Here is a 20,867-nt window from a genome sequence, read left to right as displayed (position 1 = left end):
AATAAGTGAGATTGCTAATTGCAGAGGATGATTTAACTTCCAGGAAATTAGTAAAAAAAATAATTGGCAGGTTTACTGATTATACAATTGTAGCTGAAGCAACTAATGGTGAAGAATTAATTAAAATGGTTATGAGAGAGAAACCAGATGTAACATTAGTAGATATAGGTTTGCCATTGTTAAATGGAATGGATGCTATTAAATCGTGTAAGGAAATAATCCCTGATTTACATGTGATTTTTATTACTGGTAATGATGAATACGCATTAGAAGCATTTAATATAAATGCAGCGGACTATATTATTAAACCAATACAGGTTCCTAGATTACTTAAATCACTCGAAAAAGTGAAAAACTCAAATGTATCGGATTGTAATAAAAAGAAAGACATAATGATTAAGCATAACAACAGTTTTATCTTTATTCCACAGGGAGAGATCATGTTTATAGTAAGAAAAGAGCGTAAGTCAGTCATACATTCCAAGAAGGGCCAATACGAAACTAACGAACCATTGTCTAACCTGGAAAAAAAATTAGACCAACGGTTTCTGACATCCCATCGCTCAAATATAATCAACATGGACTTGCTTGATAAAATAGATGCAGTAGGACATATGTATATTGCCTGCTTCAAAAATTATAAAGAAAAAGCTAAGATAACAAAAAGCAAATTTCATTTTGTCCAAGTGTATAAAGCATTAGACTAAAGAGGCTGGGACATAACAATAATTTTAGTAACGTGAGGTGAACGGAGTGGAAGGGGGCGACTCCTGCGGGAGGAAGCGGAAGCTTGAGATCCACTTGCGTTAGCAAGTTAGCTCGAGCCCCGCCCCGCGGAAAGCGTCCCCCTGAAGCGCAGTGAACCGGGTAATTGAGGCTGAGACACATTTGTCCCAGTCTCTTTTTTGATGAAATTTTGATCGAGCAATTATAAAGGGTGTATGAAATCACTCTAAAGGTGTTTGAAACCGATTATAGTATGCCTGGACATGATTAGACAATATTTTATAGTCCAACTAATATTATCTTGTGCCTAATCTATTAACTTATTCTTTAAAGGGATACATTTTCTAATGGTTTACGATAAATTAAGGACGCAAAGGTAACCTAACAACGCATCTTTGCAACCGTTGTCAGGTTACCGAAATTAGTGATGAAAAAAATGCCTCCCTTTTTATTTCGGTAGTATTAATTTTTTTATCCTTAAGCATATAATCTAAGGGGGATTTAATAATGTTAACTAATTTTATTCGAAATGAACTCTTTTCCCACAGCTTCCAGCCTATAATCGATATCCAAAGATGGAAAAAAATAGGATTTGAGGGACTTCTTAGAACTTCTCATTTCAATAATGTTGAAGATGTTTTCAAACTAGCCATACAAGAAAAACAGTTATACGAATTAGATTCACAGTCTATCTATAAAGCTGCAGTGACCTACCATTCTGCAGGATTTTCTAGTAAGGACTGTTATTTATTTTTAAATGTATTTCCTTCCACACTTACAAATGCAAATTTCCTCCCATTTGTAAGAAAAATTAGTGCTGAATATGCTTTTTTAAATCACCAAATAGTCTTTGAAATAAGTGAATCGGAGGTAATTAAAGATTTTTTAAGTTTTAAAAAACAAATTATTCAATTAAGATCTGAGGGATTTCTATTTGCAATCGATGATGTTGGTAAAGGAAACTCTAATTTTAAATGCGTAATTGAGTTGGAACCGAATTTTATTAAGTTGGATCAATACTTTTCTAATTCCTTGCATAAGAATTTAAAGAAACAAGATTTCATTAAAAGTATGATCCATTATACTGACAAACATGAAATAAAATTAATACTGGAAGGGATTGAAACCGAAATGGATTTAGCTATGGCAAAATACATTGGCATTACGTATGGTCAGGGGAATATAATAGGAAGTCCGAAAAGCCTAAAAGTGGTTTAGAGATGATAAGTATGAAACTCAAACTATGACACTGGTTTTTTTGCTTAAATTACTTAGTAGAAATAAAAAAATTAGTAAATCAATCAATTCTTCCTTCGATATTTCTCTTTTGTGAAGAAATAGCAAAGAACAAGCTATTAGACATAAGGAGCTCCGCACTTTTATAGAAAATTACAGGATTTAGAACGGAGATGATCACTATTTTCAAATTTTTCTCCTTAAAAGTCGTTTCTATCGTTCTTTTCTTCTTTATTAGTGTAAACGTACTAAATAGTAACTCTAGTTCAGAGGAATTTCCCTTCGTTTTCCTGTACATGATGGTGATAAGTGTAATTTTATTTCTAACTACACTGTTTGCAGATCTCTATGTTAGTCAGAAGAAACTATCAGATGGTCGAAAAATAGCTGTACAATTAGTGATCTATCTAGGAATTGGGCTTATTCTTGGAGTTTGGATAAATACATATTTTATAGCAGGGAGTTCCGTGTTTATTGGGATCATTGGTTCTGTGAGTTTATGGTGTATTCAAGCCTTACTTAGTGTTTTCATTAACTTTCTGTCCAAATTAAAAATTGCTTAGATCTGCTCTCATTAAAAAGAACGATATATTTTTTCTACCTCCAAAAATAAGAGCTTCAACCCCGCCACTAGCTCAGTAAGGCGGGGTTCTTTCACATGCAATTGTTATACTGAGTATAAAATCCAGAAAACCCATTTGTGTATTTCCCTAAAATTACAGGATATTTTCTGAAATTATTAGGATTAATAGAATAATAGAAAGCGTTTACAATATGAATGTACTGAATTAACAGAAAATATAGGGGGCTTGAAAATGAAAAGTTGGAAATCACGAAGTCTTGTCGCTTCGGCTGCTTCGGCCATGCTGTTATTAGGAGCGTGTTCAGGCGGGGATGGTGCATCGGGTTCAGGTTCAAACGGTGATCAGGTTGAGTTAACCTTCTGGAATATTTGGACTGAGGCATCTCCACAGAATGAGGCCAGTAAAGCAGCAGTTGAGAGATTCATGGAAGAAAACCCTGATATAAAAATCGTACAGGAAAATATTGCGCACGATCAATTTAAAGTAAAAGTAAAAACACAGGCTGCCGGAAGACAGCTTCCGGACCTCGTACAGGTATGGCCAGGTGCAGAGCTGACGCCTCTTGTCGATGGGGAATTGATTCAGCCAATTGATGACATTCTTGACACATGGGATGGTGTAATCAGTGACACGATGTTTGCCGATTACAATGTTGACGGTGCTCAATATGCCGTTCCTGCAAATGTTACGCCTACGAGCCTTGTTTATTACAACAAGGATATGCTTGCTGAGGCAGGGTATGAAGAGATCCCTGCCACCTATGATGAATTTAAGCAGTTAATAGAGGACTTGAAGGCGCAGGGAGATATTCCAATTACACTTGGCAACAAAGGCCAATGGCTGCTGCAGTCCAGCTACATTTCAACGATCGGCGACCGTATGACAGGCAGTGATTTCCTTCAGGATGTGCTTGCTGGAGAGGCCGAATTTACGGATGAGCGATTTATTACTGCTGTTGAAGTGATTCAGGAAATGGCTGAGATGGAAGCCTTTAATAACGATTTCAACACCCTTGATAATATTCAGCACCGCGAGCTGTTTGTGGCAAAAGAAGCTGCGATGATGATTGATGGCGCCTGGTCACTTGGACCAATTGTAGAAGCAATTGAAGATGAAGGAAATCTTGGCATTGGCGTATTTCCTGAAATTGAAGGTGGAGATGGAGACCCTGAAGCGGTATCCGCTGTCACAGGTACCGGGATCGCCATTAATAGTGAGCTTGAAGGAAAAGAGCTGGAAGCAGCACAGAAGTTTTTACAGGAATTCTACTCAGAAGACTATTACACAGAACTGATGGAAGGGGATATTCTTGTTGCTGCTGATATTGAAACGCCTGATAGTGCAAGTGATGCTCTTAAGAGAGTTTCAGAGATTATCAGTAAAAAGACAGCACCTGTTTATGATGCGACTGTACCGGTTGATCTGACAGATGCAATCAACTCGGGGCTTCAGGAGGTTTCAATCGGTACTCTAACGCCTGAAGAATTTGCAGAAAACCTTCAGAGAATCGTGGACAACAGCTTATAAAATGGCAGACCAAATGAGGAAATCAGGTATCATATGCTGATTTCCTCGTTCCATAAGGAGGGACAATATGGACACGGTAAGTAAAACGAAATGGCCCATTATAGTAGGGATGGCTCCTGCTCTCCTCATCTATCTTGTATTTGCAATTGTCCCGATTCTCATTTCTTTCTATTATTCAACCATGAGCTGGAACGGTTTTTCAGACATGGAATTTATCGGACTTGCAAACTTTAGGGAAGCACTGGGAGATCCGATCTTCTGGCAGTCCCTTAAGAATAATTTATATGTCGTAGCTGCCTCTGTTTTCGGACAGGTGCCGATTGCTTTATTTTTTGCTTTACTATTGAACCGTAAACTTAAAGGCGGAAAGATTTTCAGAACGATTGGCTTTATGCCAGTGGTTATCTCAACCGTTATTATCTCTCTTGTATGGGGGATGATGTATAACTCAAGAAACGGTTTATTTAATCAGCTTTTAGGAGCAGTAGGGCTGGAGAGCTGGGCGCAGAACTGGCTTGGTGACCCGAAGTGGGCCATGATTTCTGTTTGTATTACGATCATCTGGCAGTTTATCGGCCTCTATTTAATTATCTTTCTTGCAGGGCTGCAAAATATTCCAGATGAGCTGTATGAAGCAGCTGAAATCGATGGCGCTTCAGGATTTAAAAAAACCTTGAATATAACTCTTCCAATGATGAAGGAAACGATTATCGTGGCGGTTATCCTATGTATCAGCGGAAGCCTGCGTACCTTTGACCTGATATACGTTATGACCTCAGGCGGGCCGGGTCACTCAACCGAAGTGCTGGCTATGTATATGTTTGACCAGACGTTTTCTTCAACGAGGTTTGGCTATGGCAGTACATTATCAATCTTTATTTTTATTTTTAGTCTGGGACTGGTTTACCTTGCTACTTTAATTCTTCGAAGAAAATCAGCGGCAGACTAGTGGAGAGGAAGAGGTAAAATGGTGCAATCCACAATTAGTGAACGACCGTCTGTAGGAGAGAAACAGGCGAAAAAACGTAAATTCACGAAAAAAACAATAATTTATTTACTGTTAACTTTATTTGCTCTCGTCAATGCCTACCCGATTTTCTGGATGTTTTTAAACTCATTTAAAGACAATGCAGACTTTTCCTCTAACCCGTTTGGACTGCCGGTTCAATGGATGTTTGAGAACTATGTAACTGCCTGGGAAACAGCAAGGCTTGATGTGTATTTTTTAAATAGTCTGATCGTTTCTGTTGGAGCAGTGGTTATTACAGTAGCCACCGGAGCGCTTGCTTCTTATTTCCTTGCACGGTTCAGATTTAAAATGAGCAAAATGGTGTACGGCTTTTTTGTTTTTGGGCTGTTGATTCCGATTCATGCTACGCTCGTTCCGCTTTTTATCTTAGAACGGCAGCTCGGTCTTCTCAATACCCATATTGGTCTGATCCTGCCATACATTGCATTTAATTTGCCGCTTACAATCTTTATTTTAACGAGTTTTATGAGAGCATTCCCGAAGGATATTGAGGAATCAGCGATTATGGATGGCTGCGGTGTATTCCGGATTTTCTGGTCAATTATTCTTCCGATGACAAAGCCAGCCATTGCAACAGTTGTGATTTTGAACTTTATTAACAACTGGAACGAATTTTCATTTGCACTTGTATTGATTAATGATGAGGCGCTAAAGACACTGCCGCTTGGTCTGACGAATTTTTCCGGGCAGTTCACCACTAACTACGGGGCACAGATGGCAGGGCTGACCATGGCAATCGTACCGATCCTGATTATCTATATGCTGCTTGAGAAACATATCGTTAAGGGGATGACAGCAGGAGCTGTAAAAGGATAAGATTGTTGAAAAACGGAGCTGGGGATCTAAATGAAGAAATATCTAAACGTGAACAATTGGCAGCTTACATGGAAGTTCTTTATCATTTTTTTTGTCCTGATTATCATGCCATTGTTCGCCTTTGGTTTAATCATCAGTAATAAGGCAAACGAAGCGGCACAAAATCAGGTTGTTGATAACACAAAGAAAAATCTGGAGAAAGCTTCTGAGAGTCTGGCAACTGTCTTTCAGGACATTGAGGATATTTCTTCCTATATGATCTACAGCGAGGATTTTAGAGGATACTTTAATGCAGGAAACGCACCGGGTGACCGGGGTCTTTTAAATACTCTGGAAGAGCGAATCAGCGGTTATGCGGTTTTTCATTTAAATGAAAGCGCTTATATCCACTCGATTGCGCTTGAATCAGAACGGGATAATACGTTTCAAATCGGTCAGGTTATTCAGGAAAATCAGCAAAATGAATCAGACTATATGCTCGAAGCGATAGAGCTTGATGGCAGACCGTTATGGGGAGGCTCCTATACGATAACCGATTACTGGAATCATGAATCCCATGTACTTAGCCTTTTTAGGGTAATTAACGATTTGAATAATCTTACAAGAAAGCTGGGAATGGTGACGATCAGACTTGATTCAACCAAACTATATGAGCTCGTGTCACTCGAAAACCCGGACCTCGACCAGATCGTTGTGCTGGATAAAAACTACCGGGTTGTTCTTCACGAAGACCCTTCTGTTATTGGCACTTCCTACAAATATGAAATCCCGCTTGGCGACTTAAATGAGGTGGGTGATTTTACGTATGAGCAGCAGGGGGAATCCTACCACGCAGTCGTCCAGCCGCTTGAAAATACGGATTTAACAGTAGTGGCAACGGTAGACAATGAGAGTATTCGGCAGGGGTTGTCCGGGTTAAGAACGATGATACAGCTTATGATCGTTGTTCTTGCGGCTCTTGGGATCGCAGCGATGATCGGATTTTATCATTTTAATATTAAACGGATCATCGAACTGACCGATCAGACAGAAAAATTAGAAAAAGGAGATTTCAGCGCAAAGGTTTCAGAAAGCTCCTATGACGAAATCGGAATTTTGGCTTCCCGATTTAACCGGATGGTTGATCAGGTGAACCTTTTGATTAATACAAAATACAAAATGCAAATTCAAAACCGTGATGCTGAGCTGAAACTGCTTCAGAGCCAAATTAATCCGCATTTTCTTTATAACACGCTGGATATGATCAGATGGACAGCGAGACTGGGAAACCCTGAAGAAACAGAAAAACTGATTGAGCTGCTTTCAAAAATGTTCCGGCTTAGTTTAAACAGGGGCAGCGACTGGATTCATCTGAAGGATGAGCTCGAATATTGCTCTATCTACCTAACCCTTCAGCAGCACCGGCTCGGTCCTTTATTAAAAACAGCTGTTTATTGTGAAGCTGGTATTGAAAAAGCGGTGATCTTAAAACAAATTATCCAGCCGCTGATTGAAAACAGTATCCAGTACTCAAAAGGAACTTCATTAGAACCAAAGCGATTATATTTACGCTGTTATAAAGAACAGGACATTCTCACGATTGATGTTATGGATAACGGCAAAGGCTTTGACCTGGATATTGACGAGACAATGCAAAAAGGAACCGCCCTCGCCAATATTAAAGCCCGGCTCAATCTTACTTATGGCAGTAATGCTTCACTTTCGATACAAAATCATCACTCCGGCGGTGCATGGGTCAGAATCACAATGCCCTATGAAAATGAAATTACTTCATTTATCAATAAAAGGCAGGTGACTAACGATGGGATGTAAACTATTAATTGTTGACGATGAACCAATTATCAGTAGAGGACTGGCTGAAACAATCCCCTGGAAGGACATCTCTATTGATGAAACCTACACAGCACTGGATGGAAAAGAGGCAATGGATATTTTATCGATGACAGCTGTTGATATCGTGCTGACTGACGTCAATATGCCGTTTATGAATGGACTGCAGCTGGCTGAAGAAATAATGAAGCAATACCCTGATATTAAAGTGATTATTTTAAGCGGTTACGATGATTTCGAATATGCGCGGGGAGCCATGAGATATAAGGTGAAGGATTATCTTCTGAAACCGGTAAATGTGAATGAGCTCATGGAGCGAATAAAGGGGATTGTAAGTGAAATCGAGCATTTACACTCTGACAGCGAGAAAAATGTTCTGCAAATGCTGCTAACAGACATGATCTACAAAAAGCAGGCCTCCTGTACTGAGATGCCCCGCGGAATTCTCCTTGCAACTGAGGTACTGGATGCTTCCTGGCTAAACATGATCAGCAAAGGGACAAGTGAGGAACTCGTAGACAGCTGGTTGAAGGAAGTGGAGAAATTTTTATCCAAGCTTGGTATAGCTGCATCAGTTTTTACAGCAGAAAATCGGCTCGTTACGTATGTGAAAACAGAAAATGCAGAAGAGCTGATCAATATTCTGCCAACTTTGAATCAGCAGCTTGAAAAAGTAACAGATGTGAGCTTTATTAGTGCGGGCTGTCATTTCAGTTCGGGTGGCGACACTTTTTCGTCTGATTATCAATTACTCATGGATGCACTTGGGAGAGCAGCATTTACAAATGAAAATGTTTTTTCAGTTACTCGTGAAAAAGAACAAAATATAACCGTAGACTCGTTTCAGCCTCTGCCGGCCAAGCTTTTAAATATGTTAAAAAGAGAAGCTCCCGATTTCTCTGCTCTGGTCAGCGAACTGATGGAGCATGCTGAAAAAGAAAGCTGGACTTCCATGAAATTAGTGGACGAAATTATGACTATATGTGAGCAAAAGCTAATGCTTCAGGCTTTCCATCATCTTTTCCATGAGGGGATTGTACTCAATACAGCGGACCAGCTTCAAAAAAGCCTGCTTGGCTACTTTCAAGCACTCCATGAAAAGCTGATGACAAATTATCAGCAGGGCGGCACTAGCTGGCTCATGGTGAAAGCCGCTGCCTATATAAAAGAACATTTTAATAAGGATCTAAAGGCCAGTGAAGTAGCAGATGTGATTCATGTTTCTCCAAACTACTTTAGTCAGGTCATCAAACAGGAAACAGGCATGCATTTTAACGACTATTTACATTCAATTCGTCTTGAGCATGCGAAGGAGCTGCTGCAGGAAACCTCCTACCGGGTGTTTGAAATTGGGGAAATGGTTGGCTATAAGGACTATAAATACTTCGTCCATATTTTTAAAAGACTGACGGGAGAATCGCCTACACAGTTTAGAAAATCAACTCTTCACATCAAATAAACGAAAGAAAGCAGGGTACATATGATTACATTATCAAATTGGAAGCTGCAATCGTTTGATCCGGGACGTGAAAACCCTCTGACCATTGCAGCTGTAAGCTATATCGATCACTTCTGGATGACAGCAAAAGTTCCTGGGGACGTACATTCAACCTTAATCGAGCACAAGCTGATCGAGGATCCCTTTATTGGTCACAATGACTTGAAATGCCGCTGGATAGAAGAGAAGGAATGGTGGTATAGAACCGTTTTTAACTGGAATTTAGATCATCAGGATCAGGAAATCATTGAACTGAATTTTCAGGGGCTCGATACGTATGCAACTATTTATTTGAACGGGAAAGAAATAGGATCCACAGAAAATATGTTTATCGAGCATACCTTTGATATTACAAGAGAACTGGAAGACGGAAAAAATGTTATCGCTGTCAGATTTGATCCTCTATCAAAACATGTCGGCCTAAAAGAAAAAGACTATTGGTGCAGCTACGGAAAGGAGCGTTTATGGGCGAGAAAATCCTCGATGAATTTCGGCTGGGACTGGGGACCAAGACTCGTTACTGCAGGGATCTGGAAAGAGGTAAATATCGTTAAAAAAAGTAAAACACGGCTTGGAGATATATTTGTTCATACTGCTTCTTTATCTGAAGAAGAGGCAGACCTTCATATCGATCTTAATCTGAAACGTCACTTCCTCAATAAGGATGCTCTCACAGCGCTTGTGACGTTGAGTGATGGGGATGCAGTAGTGAAGGAAGAAGTGAAAATCCATCAAAGTAAAACAGAGATTAGGCTGACAGTGAATAATCCTAAGCTTTGGTGGACCCATGATCTCGGGGACTCTTTTTTGTATGATTGCACCGTCAGCTTAAAAGATCAGAACGGTATAGAGCTTGACACGTATACGCAAAAAGTGGGCATTCGTACCATTAATGTTGATATGAAGCATGAGAATGGTGAAAATCTGTTTACATTTAATTTGAATGGCATAAGACTATTTGCTAAAGGGTCAAACTGGATTCCGGTCCATAACTTCCTTGGGGCAGTTGATAATGATAGATACAAAAAACTGCTTTATCTTGCAAAAGAAAGCAATATGAATATGATCCGTGTATGGGGCGGAGGAATCTATGAAAAAGATGTTTTCTACGAAGAATGTGATCGTCTGGGGCTGCTTGTTTGGCAGGATTTCATGTTTGCCAATGCCCTCTATCCTGATTACAACAAAGATTTTATGAAGACAGTGGAGGAAGAAATTGAAGCTGTTGTGAAAAAACTGCGAAAACACCCTTCACTTGCGCTATGGTGCGGAAATAACGAGATTGACTGGATCTATGACATGAAATTTTCGAGCGGATTAGTCACGACTCCTTTTTACGGAAGAAATATTTATCACGAACTAATTCCAGATATTCTTGGCAGGCTCGACCCGACCCGTCTTTACTGGCCAAGCTCTCCTTTTGCCACTGAAAGTGACGAGGATTTTAATGCGGAAAGTATCGGGGATAAGCATAACTGGCAGGTTTGGCATGGGAATATTAAACCAAGAAAAACTGGGGACCCTGTGGTGCAGGACATATCTAAAGAAGGTGTATCGTACAAAAATTACAAAACCGATTTCACACGCTTCTCAAGTGAATTCGGCATGCATGCTTCGGCCAACCGTTTTACATTAGAAAAATATATACCTGAAGGCGAGTTTTACTGGAAAAGCGTAGAAATGTCTTATCGTAATAAAGATAACTTTCATGAAAAAGGCATTTTATTAATGGAAGGGTTTACTGACATTCCTCAAACGATTGATGAGTACATTAATTACTCCATGCTCACTCAGGCGGAAGGGTTAAAGTATGGAATCGAGCATTACAGAAGAAACAAGCCATTTACGAGCGGTGCTCTTATTTGGCAGCACAATGACTGCTGGCCAGGGACGAGCTGGTCTCTGATCGATTATGAGCTCCTGCCAAAGGCTTCCTTCTATTATGCGAAAAAGTTCTTTGCACCTGTTGCAGCAACAGCTGACCATGACCCAGGAAAACCGGTCAGTATTTCAGTCATAAACGATTACCCTGATGCCATTGACGATGTTCTGGTCGCCACTGCAGAAACATTTAGTGGAGAGGTTATTTTTTCTAAGGAATTGCCTTACAGCGTTAAAGGAAACCAGGTTGAACAGCTAGAAGAAATAGAAGAAAGTGTCATCCTTCAGGGTCATTCTGCAGAAGAAGTATTTGTCAGTTTACAATCAAAACAGAACCGATTTCCTGAAAATATTATTCATCTAAGAGATTTTAAAGAGATGCGGTATGAGAGTACGAATCTCAAAGTCTCTAAAAATAGCACAGAAAAAAGCGTGACGATTAACGGAGGAGACTCCTTCGCCAGATTCGTGAAATTGGATATTCAACAGGAGGAGGTTATCTGTTCTGATAATTTCTTTGACCTGAGAGCAGGGGAGGAAAAAACCGTTACGTTTACTGCATTAAACGGAAAAGAAGTAGACCTTGAAAAAATAAGAATTCGTGCACTAAACAGTAAATCTGAAGGAGCGGAGGGACAATGATGAAAACAATTGAACTTAATCGCAATTGGATATTAACCTATGATGATCTTCAGCAGCCGATCCAGACTGAAATTCCCGCATCTGTTATGAATGATCTCCTGCAAAACGGACGAATTTCAGATCCTTTTTACAGAGATAATGAAGACCAGGCTATTGAAATTGCCTCAAAGGATTATCTGTACGAAACGTCTTTTTCATTAGATGATGAAATGATAAATGAGGATTCAATTAAGCTGAGGTTTCAGGGGCTTGATACATTAGCAGAGATAAAGCTTAATGGTTCGCTGATCAGCCATACAAATAATATGCATAGAATGTATGAATTTGAAGTAAAAGAGCTGCTGAATACAGGTGAGAACCATCTTTCAGTAAAGCTGAAATCCCCTATAAATTATATTAAGGAGAAACAAAAAGAACTTGCTCTGTGGGGAGTGCCTGATGCTGAAGAAGGGTACCCGCATCTTCGAAAAGGTCATAGCATGTTCGGCTGGGACTGGGGACCAAGAATGCCTGACCTCGGTATCTGGAGAAATGTTAATCTAACTTCCTATTCAAAAGGGAGAATTGATGATGTGTATATTACCCAACAGCATCATGAGGAATCAGTCATGCTTAATTTCCGCATTGGTTTGGAGAAGCTGACAGGCCAGGCGTTTGATATGGAGGTAACGATTACAGACCCTAATGGCAAAAGCGAAAGTACTACCAAAAAGAATGTAGCACTCACTGAAGAAATTACACATAAGGTTGAGCAGCCTCAGCTCTGGTGGCCAAATGGATATGGCAAGCAGCCGCTTTACACAGCAGAAGTCACGCTTCTTTCAGAGGGTAAGACGGTCCATAAAAAAACGATAAAAACAGGGCTCCGTACAATCCGTGTGAAGCATGAAAAGGATGAGTGGGGCAAATCCTTTGAATTTGAAGTTAATGGGTTAAGCCTATTTGCCATGGGTGCCAACTACATTCCGGAGGATAATTTACTTGCACGGAACTCACGAGAAAAAACGAAGCGTCTGATCACTGATTGCGTTGATGCGAATTATAATATGCTCAGAGTCTGGGGAGGCGGAATCTACCCTGAATCATACTTTTACGAACTATGTGACGAGTACGGACTAATTGTCTGGCAGGACTTCATGTTTGCATGCAGTACGTATGATTTAAATGATGAGTTTAGAGATACAGTTGTTCACGAAGTCATCGATAATGTCAAACGGCTGCGCCACCATGCGAGTCTTGGAATCTGGTGCGGGAATAATGAAATCGAAGAAGGCTGGGAGCACTGGGAGCAGATGCCAAATGACCCGAAAAGAAAAGCAGATTATATTAAGCTGTTTGAATACATTATTCCGGAGCTTTTAAAAGAACATGACCCTGAAACATTTTACTGGTCATCTTCCCCTTCTTCGGGAGGAGGTTTTGATAAACCGCGCGATCCAAACCGTGGAGATGTTCATTACTGGGAGGTGTGGCACGGGCTTAAGCCATTCACTGAGTATGAAAAATATCACTTCCGCTTCTGCTCGGAGTTTGGGTTTCAGTCCTTCCCTTCCATAAAAACGATCGACACTTTTACAGAGCCTGAAGATCGGAATATCTTTTCGCGTGTCATGGAAAAACATCAAAAAAACGGTGCAGCAAACGGGAAAATTCTATTCTACCTTTCTGAAAACTTTCTTTATCCAAAGGATTTTGAATCACTTATTTATGCCTCACAGCTGCTTCAGGTCGAAGCGATTAAATACGGCGTCGAACACTGGAGAAGAAACCGGGGACGCTGCATGGGCTCGCTTTATTGGCAGCTGAATGACTGCTGGCCGGTCGCCTCATGGAGCTCGATTGACTATTACGGACGATGGAAGGCTCTCCATTACTTTGCCCGTAAATTCTATGCGCCTTTGCTGCTGTCAGTCCGTGAAGAGGGAGAAAATGTTGAGATTCATGTAACGAATGATACACGTGAAGCTGTAAGTGCAGAAATAGAATGGAAGCTTAAGAAAAATAACGGGGAGGAGATAACTGGAGGACGTATTAGCCGCCAGGTGAGCAGTCTGTCAGCAGAACGATGCGATACTCTGTCCTTCCTAAAGAATGTCTCAGCTACCCAGAAACGGCAGACCTACCTTGAATGCAGCCTAAAAGTAAATGATAAGGTTATTAGTAATGTCACACATCTTTTTGTTAAGCCTAAGCATTTTACCTTCATTGATCCTGAAATTCAAGCAGCCGTGAGTGAAACACAGGATGCATTTGAGATTGTTCTTTCCTCTCAATCGTACGCTAAATTTGTTGAGCTTGACATGACAGACAACGATTGCGTATTCAGTGATAATTTTGTAGATCTTTCACCGGATAGAAAAGTAACCATCATTGCAGAAAAAAACAGTATAAACAAAGAAGTAACCCTGAATACATTTAAAGAGCAGCTGAATATCCGAAGTATTTACGATATGAGTGTTCATGAAAGCAGCAATCAGGAAGCATATGGGCAGGTGTCATCCAATTGACAGTAAACATCGGTGTAGACCTTGGAGGAACGAATCTACGGGTAGCAGAAGTAGATAATACAGGGGAAATCCTTCAAATGCTCAGCGAGCCCACTGAAGTAGAAAAAGGATACAGCTATACACTTAATAAAATGATCAATATGATTAATATGATAAAAGGGGGCAGACCCCTATCTGGAATAGGGATTGGAGCCCCCGGTCCTTTGGATTCCCAAAAAGGGGTTATTCTGAGCCCTCCTAATCTGCCGGGGTGGGATGATGTGCGAATTGTCCGCTTTATCCAGGAACATTTTCAGGTAAATACGTTCCTCACAAATGATGCTAATGCAGCAGCACTTGCAGAAGCGAGAGCTGGCAGCGGAGAAGGATATGAAAGTGTGTTTTATCTAACTGTTAGTACGGGAATTGGGGGAGGTTTCGTTTTTAAGGAAAAAATTTTTGAAGGTGCGCAGGGTTATGCAGGTGAAGTAGGGAATATGATTATCAATCCCGCCGGCTACCGTCATTCCAGTCTTAACAGAGGAGCATGGGAAGGACATGCTAGCGGAACGGCCATTGGAAGAGTAGGAAAAGAGCGGCTTCAGGTCCACGATGCATCCGAGGTCTTCAGACTTGCTGATGCAGAGAATCAAGAAGCATTATCCATTATCGAGGAGACTGTCAGCTCCCTTGCAATCGGTATTGCCAATATCACTCATATTATTAACCCTGAAATCTTTGTTATAGGTGGAGGTGTTATGAAATCTGAGAAAATGATTCTTGAACCACTGAAGGAAAAAATAAAAGAATTTGTTTATCCCGGGCTGCGAGAGAAAATCAACATAAGACCTGCAGCATTAGGAGGACTGGCAGGAGTCATAGGTGCATCGTTTCTCGTCAATGAGTAAAAGGTACCTTCTATAACAAGAGGTAAACAAGGAGATGACGGCCATGACTTCAAATGAAAATCTGCGGACTTGCGACAAAGGGCATAACTATCATAAAAGCAGAGATTGTCCCACCTGTCCAATCTGCGAAGCGGAACGTAAACCCGAAGATGGATTTCTTTCCTTACTAGCGGCACCAGCCAGAAGAGCCCTGGAGAACAATGGTGTGACTTCTTTAAAGATGTTATCCACTTACAGCGAAAAAGAGGTTTTGAAGTTTCATGGCATGGGACCCGCATCAATACCGAAGCTTAAATCAGCGTTGAAAGAGGAAGGTTTATCTTTTAAGCTTAGAACATAATGAAAATGCATTATTTCGTGACTGTTCGTTATAGAAACCTAAGGTGAACGGAGCGGAAAGCGTTTATCTGAAGCGCAGTGAACAGGATAAAAGGGGTTGAGACACACTAGTTGTCTCAACCCCTTATTATGATATCTAAATAAGAGCTATAAGGCTTTCTCTACTTTAAATTCTTCGTGGACAGCTCTACTCCCTCTCATTCTTCCGCTTATTTTTCAAAAATAAATTTACGCTCATATACAAAACATAAAGAGGAATGGCAAATGCAAGTGAGATCCCAAATCTGCCTGTATAAAAGGCAACGGCGAGAAGGGAGATCAAAAATAACGTTACAATGGTGCCGTATTTCGGAATCGGTACGCTTTTTAAACTCGGAATTTTAACTGAACTAACCATCAGCACACATAAGAACGTATGCGCTACCGCAATGGCAACATCCGGGAGGAAGTTTTGGAAGATTGTCAATAAAGCGATGAGTCCTCCGGCTGCTGTAATCGGAACACCGGTAAAATACTTGTTATCCGGTGTTTTATCTACATTAAATCTGGCTAAGCGAATGGCGCCAAAGACAGGGAACAGCCCTGATATAAGCATGCCAAGAATGCCAAATTCACTAAAAGCAGTGCTGTAGATCAATACCGCAGGAGCCACGCCGAATGTGACAATATCAGCAAGGGAATCTAATTCTTTCCCGAATGTGCTTTCTACACCAAGCTTCCGTGCGAGTCTTCCGTCTAAGCTATCTAACATCATCCCCGCAAGGATCATAATGGAAGCATTCTGATAATCCTTCTGTAAGACAAGCCCTATTGATAGAAACCCAAATAATAAATTGCTTAGGGTGAATAAATTAGGGATATTCCTTTTAATCATTCCAACACATCCTTGCGTTTTCTCAACATTCTCTTTTTCAAAAAGAGTTTATTACCCCTTATTTTAACAAACTGAAGGAAAGAAGGGGGGATTTTGCATAACTCCCAAAAAACTATGCGATACTTGATTAGAAAATGTACGGTATTAACAGGCTGTTTTTTTCAAATAAGATGGCTTTCCCTCCACTATCTATTCAGCTTTGTTAATTTCAAAAAGACTGCTCCTTACAGACAGGGAGCAGTCTTTTTGATTTTGAAGATAATACTCAATCAGTTCTTAGCAGCTTGCCATTGTTTCTTGACATATTCATAAATTTTGTTCTGTTCGGGCAGGTGGTTTTCTCTTCTGGTGTCATTCTCTTTCCCGTACTTGAAACTCTCAATGGTTTTGTACATTGAATCGTCCTCAAGCATTTTGAAGGGAAAAACCATGGGCTTAAAATTGGCTTCAATGATCCACACCTTCCCGTCCTCATCGACTCCAAAATCAAAGCCTATCACTCTGCTTTCCGGCCTGATGGCTGTCAAATGGGGAATGGCGGACAAGGCGATCTCATCCATTACTTTTATGGCTTTTCTAATTTGCCCAGAATTAAGGGAAGTTTTCTGCATGGCGTCTTCAACAGTAAGAATGTCCTTGGCTGCATTGGTGACGATGTATCGCAAAAGCCCCAGCCTGGCGAACTTTCCGGTGACATACCAGTCTGGGCTATTTCGCCTGCGCTGAACCATCACTCTAAAATCGATCAGGCGCTGTTCAGCCCTGATTAGGTGGATTTTTTGCTGTACAATATACCGGTTTGGCTTGATTTTACTCTTTATGAAGGAATAGGTCTCATCCTTGCCTGCAAACTTTATGATTGACCCTTCATGATGCACTTCATACAGGTCCTCTACTTCATTAAGCTGGGATACCTGGTAAATATTAAACCCCAGACGCCCCCGGCTCGGCTTGATCATCACAACTTTGTACTCTTTGACCATTTCCCAGAGTGTGCATTCACTAAACCGTTTGGTGACAGGAAGATAAACCCGCAATTCCGGGTCCTCCATTAAGATTTTGTATTGCTTCCATTTGGTTATTTGCACAATCGTTCACTACCTTTATATAAGTTGGTTATTGTTACAAACCAGATCCCGATAAAACCCATAATTTCTTGCTGCATCATTGTATGTAACCACCACATAATTTGCTTGTTCATCTGTCCAGGGATCATCATGCCACGTAATAAAAAAGACTAAATGATGATGGCTTTAAATCATGTTACTTGAACATATAGAGGTTGGTTATCTATCTCCTAAGGATTGAAAAATATCCTATTTAAGAATAAAAATGCCTTTTTTATTTCTTTTTATATTATAAAATGAATTTTCTAAAAAAGGTTGAAATTTAAATTTACCTGCACTATACTACAACTAAATCGATTTACTAAACCGGTTTAGGAGAAGTCAGACTATGAAAAAGGTAACAATGCAGGATGTTGCGGTGAAGGCGGGCGTTTCAAAAAGCACGGTTTCCCAGTATATCAATAACCGTTATGAGTATATGGCAAAGAGTACGAAGCTTAGGGTAGAAGAGGCAATTAAAGAATTAGGTTATATCCCAAATTATGTAGCAAAAAGTTTAAAGCAGAAGAAAACCGGAACGATTGGCGTCATCGTAGCAAATATTCTACATTCCTTTTCAACCGAAATTATCCGTTCGATTGAAGATGAGTGTGGAAAAAATGGATTTCATTTATTCGTTTGTAATGCGGATGATCAGCCGGAGAAAGAAAAAGCCTATATTGAAATGCTTTTAGCTAAACAAGTAGATGGGTTAATTATTTTTCCCACTAACGGAAACAACGATTTTTACCCCCTGCTAAAGCAATCTAACTTTCCAATCGTCTTTATGGATAGACGGATCAACCAGACGATCTATCCTACTCTTTTACTCGATAATGAAAGCGCTTCAAGGATCGCTGTCGAACAAATTGTGAAAAGCGGCAGGAAAAAGATCGGGATGGTATCCACTTCAATCGAAAAAAATGTTACCCCCCGTGTAGAACGGATTGAGGGCTTTAAAAAAGCATTGCAGGAGCAGGGACTAGAGTTTGAGAACAAGTGGATCATTGCAAAAGAGCCGCATGACATTGTAAGTGAATTACAGCAGGTCTGGAAAGACGAAAAGCCGGAAGCTTTTTATGCAGCGAATGATTTATCTTTAATCGAACTATTAAAATTTATTAAATCCAATCAGCTGGAGATTCCAAACGATATTGGTGTCATCACCATCGATGACTCGCCATTCCTTGAAATTGCCAATACCCCGATCACGGTTATTAAGCAGCCAACTTTTGAAATGGGGAAGGATGCGGCTGAAATCCTAATAAAAATGATTGAGAACAAAGAGTTTGAAGAGGTTTATAAAGAGCAGCGGTATACACCGTTTTTGGTTAAAAGGAAATCTATCTAAATTTTTGAAGGAGTGTCGGCAATTGCAGAGTGAATTTGGTGTATTAACAATAGGGGATGCCATGATAACCATGAACCCTATGTCAACAGGGCCGCTTCGGTATGTGACTAATTTCGAACGCAAGGTTGGCGGAGCAGAAATGAATTTCGCCATTGGGTGTTCACGCTTAGGAATGCATAGCAAGTGGATAAGCAGGTTGGGGAAAGATGAATTCGGCAGGGTGATTTATAACTTTGCCCGGGGTGAAGGGGTAGATGTTTCAGCAGTAGACTTTGTAGAGGACGTTGCTACCTCTGTGAATTTTAAGGAAATCCAGGGAAATGGGAACGGCAAAACGTTTTATTACCGTGACCCTTCACCGGTAACTTCGCTTAAAGAGGAAGATATTACAGAGGAACTGTTTGAGGGGATTCAGGCAGTCCATCTCACAGGCGTTTATTTGGCGGTTAACCATCAGCATCTGAGTATAGCAAAAAAAATCATCAAAATTGCAAAGGAAAAACAGCTTACAATCTCCTTTGATCCCAATATCCGCCTTAAGCTTTGGAGTGCCGAAAAAGCAAAAGAAGTAATTGAAACCATTTTACCGGATGTGGATATCATCCTCACAGGATTGGATGAGCTTCAACTGATTTCAGGCAAGGAATCATTGGATGAATTGAAAGCGTATACAGAGGGCTTTGGTATCCAAGACCTTGTGATAAAAGACGGCAGCAGAGGCTCTAAGCTTTGCCGAAACGGTGAATGGACGAGTGATTCCGGTTTTACGGTGACGCCGATCGATTCAGTTGGTGCAGGAGACGGATTTGACGCGGCCTATCTTTATGGATATTTGAATCATTATGAGACGCAGCAGCTTCTCAGGTTTGCCAATGCTGTAGGTGCACTAGTTACTACAGTCTCCGGCGATAACGAGGGACTGCCATATTTAGAGGATGTTCTGGCATTTATTGATAATAAAAAAATGATAGAAAGATAGGGGGAACACTAATGTCTACAGTTACGGTTTCACATAGTGAAGTCCAGGAATTGATTATTCATCAGCTGACTGGAGCGGGAATTAGCGAAGAGCATGCAGGAAAGATTGCAGATGTATTGATTCACGCAGACCTGCGCGGTGTGAATTCTCACGGAGCATTGAGAACAGAGCATTATTTAAAACGATTAGCAGCTGGGGGGATTAACCCTGAACCAGCTATCTCCTTCAACGCAAGCGGTCCTGTGACAGGTGTAGTGGATGGTGACGATGGATTCGGTCATCTCGTAGCAGACAGAGCCATGAAAGAAGCCATTAAAATGGCCGAAACAAACGGAATCGGAATGGTCACAGCTATTAATAGCAGTCATTGCGGGGCACTCAGCTACTTTGTTCAGGAGGCAGCAGAGCATGAGTTAATTGGAATTGCCATGACACATACAGACAAAATCGTTGTTCCGTTTGGCGGGAGAGAGTCCTTCTTAGGGACTAACCCGATTGCATACGGTGTACCTGCTAAAACAGAAAAGCCATTTATTCTCGATATGGCAACGTCAAACGCAGCTCTTGGCAAGGTGTTGCAGCATAAGGAAGAAGGCAAGCAAATCCCGAGCGGCTGGGGAGTTGATGAGAACGGCAGGGATGTAACAGACCCTTCAAAAGTGGTATCGCTAACACCATTTGGAGGTCCAAAAGGGTACGGGCTGTCTGTCATCGTTGATATTTTCTCAGGCTTGCTGGCAGGCATGGCGTTTGGTCCTCACATCACAAAAATGTATGGCGATCTTGATAAAAAGAGAAAGCTTGGCCATTATTTCTGTGTGATTAACCCGTCTTACTTTACGAATAAGGAAACATTCTTAGAGCAAATGGACCGGATGATTCAGGAGCTTCGTCAGGTTCCTCCGGCAGTTGAAGGCCAGCAGGTGATGGTGCCAGGTGAGATTGAGCAGAAGAAAGAAGAGAAGAATCTGGCTGAAGGAATTGAGATTGCGAAAACGACGTATGAATTTTTAAAAAATAACGATCAGTTTGTGAAAAACTAATTTAAGGGGAG

At 40.7% G+C, this 20,867-nt stretch carries 16 protein-coding genes; 14 read left to right on the top strand and 2 right to left on the bottom strand.

What is annotated here, in order from left to right:
- The first annotated feature begins 5 nt into the window (after positions 1 to 5).
- From C4B60_RS17740 to C4B60_RS17685, 11 genes are all read left to right on the top strand, one after another.
- Positions 6 to 707 (top strand): LytR/AlgR family response regulator transcription factor, encoded by a 702-nt coding sequence (locus C4B60_RS17740; protein ID WP_104059369.1) that lies wholly within the window; start codon positions 6 to 8, stop codon positions 705 to 707.
- A 526-nt stretch (positions 708 to 1,233) separates the two neighbouring features.
- A complete protein-coding gene (locus C4B60_RS17735) occupies positions 1,234 to 1,944 on the top strand; it encodes an EAL domain-containing protein (protein WP_104059368.1) in 711 nt (236 codons plus the stop codon).
- 833 nt (positions 1,945 to 2,777) lie between these two features.
- A complete protein-coding gene (locus tag C4B60_RS17725; RefSeq protein ID WP_245154044.1) occupies positions 2,778 to 4,073 on the top strand; it encodes an extracellular solute-binding protein in 1,296 nt (431 codons plus the stop codon).
- A gap of 67 nt (positions 4,074 to 4,140) precedes the next feature.
- Positions 4,141 to 5,022: a carbohydrate ABC transporter permease gene (locus tag C4B60_RS17720; RefSeq protein ID WP_104059366.1), complete on the top strand. Its 882-nt coding sequence runs from the start codon at positions 4,141 to 4,143 to the stop codon at positions 5,020 to 5,022.
- Positions 5,023 to 5,040: 18 nt separating this feature from the next.
- The gene (locus tag C4B60_RS17715; protein ID WP_104059365.1) at positions 5,041 to 5,919 is read left to right on the top strand and encodes a carbohydrate ABC transporter permease; all 879 of its coding nucleotides are present in this window, start codon (positions 5,041 to 5,043) and stop codon (positions 5,917 to 5,919) included.
- Positions 5,920 to 5,949: 30 nt separating this feature from the next.
- Complete coding sequence (locus C4B60_RS17710; protein WP_104059364.1) at positions 5,950 to 7,731, top strand: cache domain-containing sensor histidine kinase; 1,782 nt, start codon at positions 5,950 to 5,952, stop codon at positions 7,729 to 7,731.
- Positions 7,721 to 9,208: a response regulator transcription factor gene (locus C4B60_RS17705; protein ID WP_104059363.1), complete on the top strand. Its 1,488-nt coding sequence runs from the start codon at positions 7,721 to 7,723 to the stop codon at positions 9,206 to 9,208. The genes C4B60_RS17710 and C4B60_RS17705 overlap by 11 nt, the downstream gene beginning before the upstream one ends.
- Positions 9,209 to 9,229: 21 nt before the next feature.
- Positions 9,230 to 11,770 (top strand): beta-mannosidase, encoded by a 2,541-nt coding sequence (locus C4B60_RS17700; RefSeq protein ID WP_104059362.1) that lies wholly within the window; start codon positions 9,230 to 9,232, stop codon positions 11,768 to 11,770.
- Complete coding sequence (locus tag C4B60_RS17695; protein WP_245154043.1) at positions 11,767 to 14,277, top strand: beta-mannosidase; 2,511 nt, start codon at positions 11,767 to 11,769, stop codon at positions 14,275 to 14,277. Before C4B60_RS17700 ends, C4B60_RS17695 begins: the two co-directional genes overlap by 4 nt.
- Positions 14,274 to 15,164 carry an ROK family protein gene (locus C4B60_RS17690; protein WP_104059360.1) on the top strand — a complete coding sequence of 297 codons (891 nt, stop codon included), beginning with the start codon at positions 14,274 to 14,276 and terminating at the stop codon, positions 15,162 to 15,164. The genes C4B60_RS17695 and C4B60_RS17690 overlap by 4 nt, the downstream gene beginning before the upstream one ends.
- A gap of 43 nt (positions 15,165 to 15,207) precedes the next feature.
- Entirely contained in the window at positions 15,208 to 15,504 is a 297-nt protein-coding gene (locus C4B60_RS17685; RefSeq protein WP_104059359.1) for an RNA polymerase alpha subunit C-terminal domain-containing protein, read from the top strand.
- 186 nt (positions 15,505 to 15,690) lie between these two features.
- On the opposite strand, the gene pssA is transcribed toward C4B60_RS17685, so the two are convergent.
- Together pssA and C4B60_RS17675 are read right to left on the bottom strand one after the other, a co-directional pair.
- Entirely contained in the window at positions 15,691 to 16,377 is a 687-nt protein-coding gene (pssA, locus tag C4B60_RS17680) for a CDP-diacylglycerol--serine O-phosphatidyltransferase (protein ID WP_104059358.1), read from the bottom strand.
- A gap of 269 nt (positions 16,378 to 16,646) precedes the next feature.
- Positions 16,647 to 17,465, bottom strand: a complete 819-nt coding sequence (locus C4B60_RS17675; protein WP_104059357.1) for a YheC/YheD family protein — start codon at positions 17,463 to 17,465, stop codon at positions 16,647 to 16,649.
- A gap of 367 nt (positions 17,466 to 17,832) precedes the next feature.
- Between C4B60_RS17675 and C4B60_RS17670 the strand changes: the two genes are divergently transcribed.
- From C4B60_RS17670 to allD, 3 genes are read left to right on the top strand one after another with little or no spacing between them, the layout of a single operon-like run.
- Entirely contained in the window at positions 17,833 to 18,834 is a 1,002-nt protein-coding gene (locus C4B60_RS17670; RefSeq protein WP_104059356.1) for a LacI family DNA-binding transcriptional regulator, read from the top strand.
- Between the two features lie 22 nt (positions 18,835 to 18,856).
- Positions 18,857 to 19,813 carry a sugar kinase gene (locus C4B60_RS17665; RefSeq protein WP_104059355.1) on the top strand — a complete coding sequence of 319 codons (957 nt, stop codon included), beginning with the start codon at positions 18,857 to 18,859 and terminating at the stop codon, positions 19,811 to 19,813.
- A gap of 11 nt (positions 19,814 to 19,824) precedes the next feature.
- Positions 19,825 to 20,856 (top strand): ureidoglycolate dehydrogenase, encoded by a 1,032-nt coding sequence (gene allD, locus C4B60_RS17660; RefSeq protein WP_104059354.1) that lies wholly within the window; start codon positions 19,825 to 19,827, stop codon positions 20,854 to 20,856.
- Positions 20,857 to 20,867 lie beyond the last annotated feature (11 nt).

Source organism: Jeotgalibacillus proteolyticus, assembly GCF_002926065.1.
Classification (GTDB): Bacteria; Bacillota; Bacilli; order Bacillales; family Jeotgalibacillaceae; genus Jeotgalibacillus; species Jeotgalibacillus proteolyticus.
The sequence above is the reverse complement of the archived record's forward strand: the minus strand, read 5'-3'. Positions and strand labels throughout refer to the sequence as shown.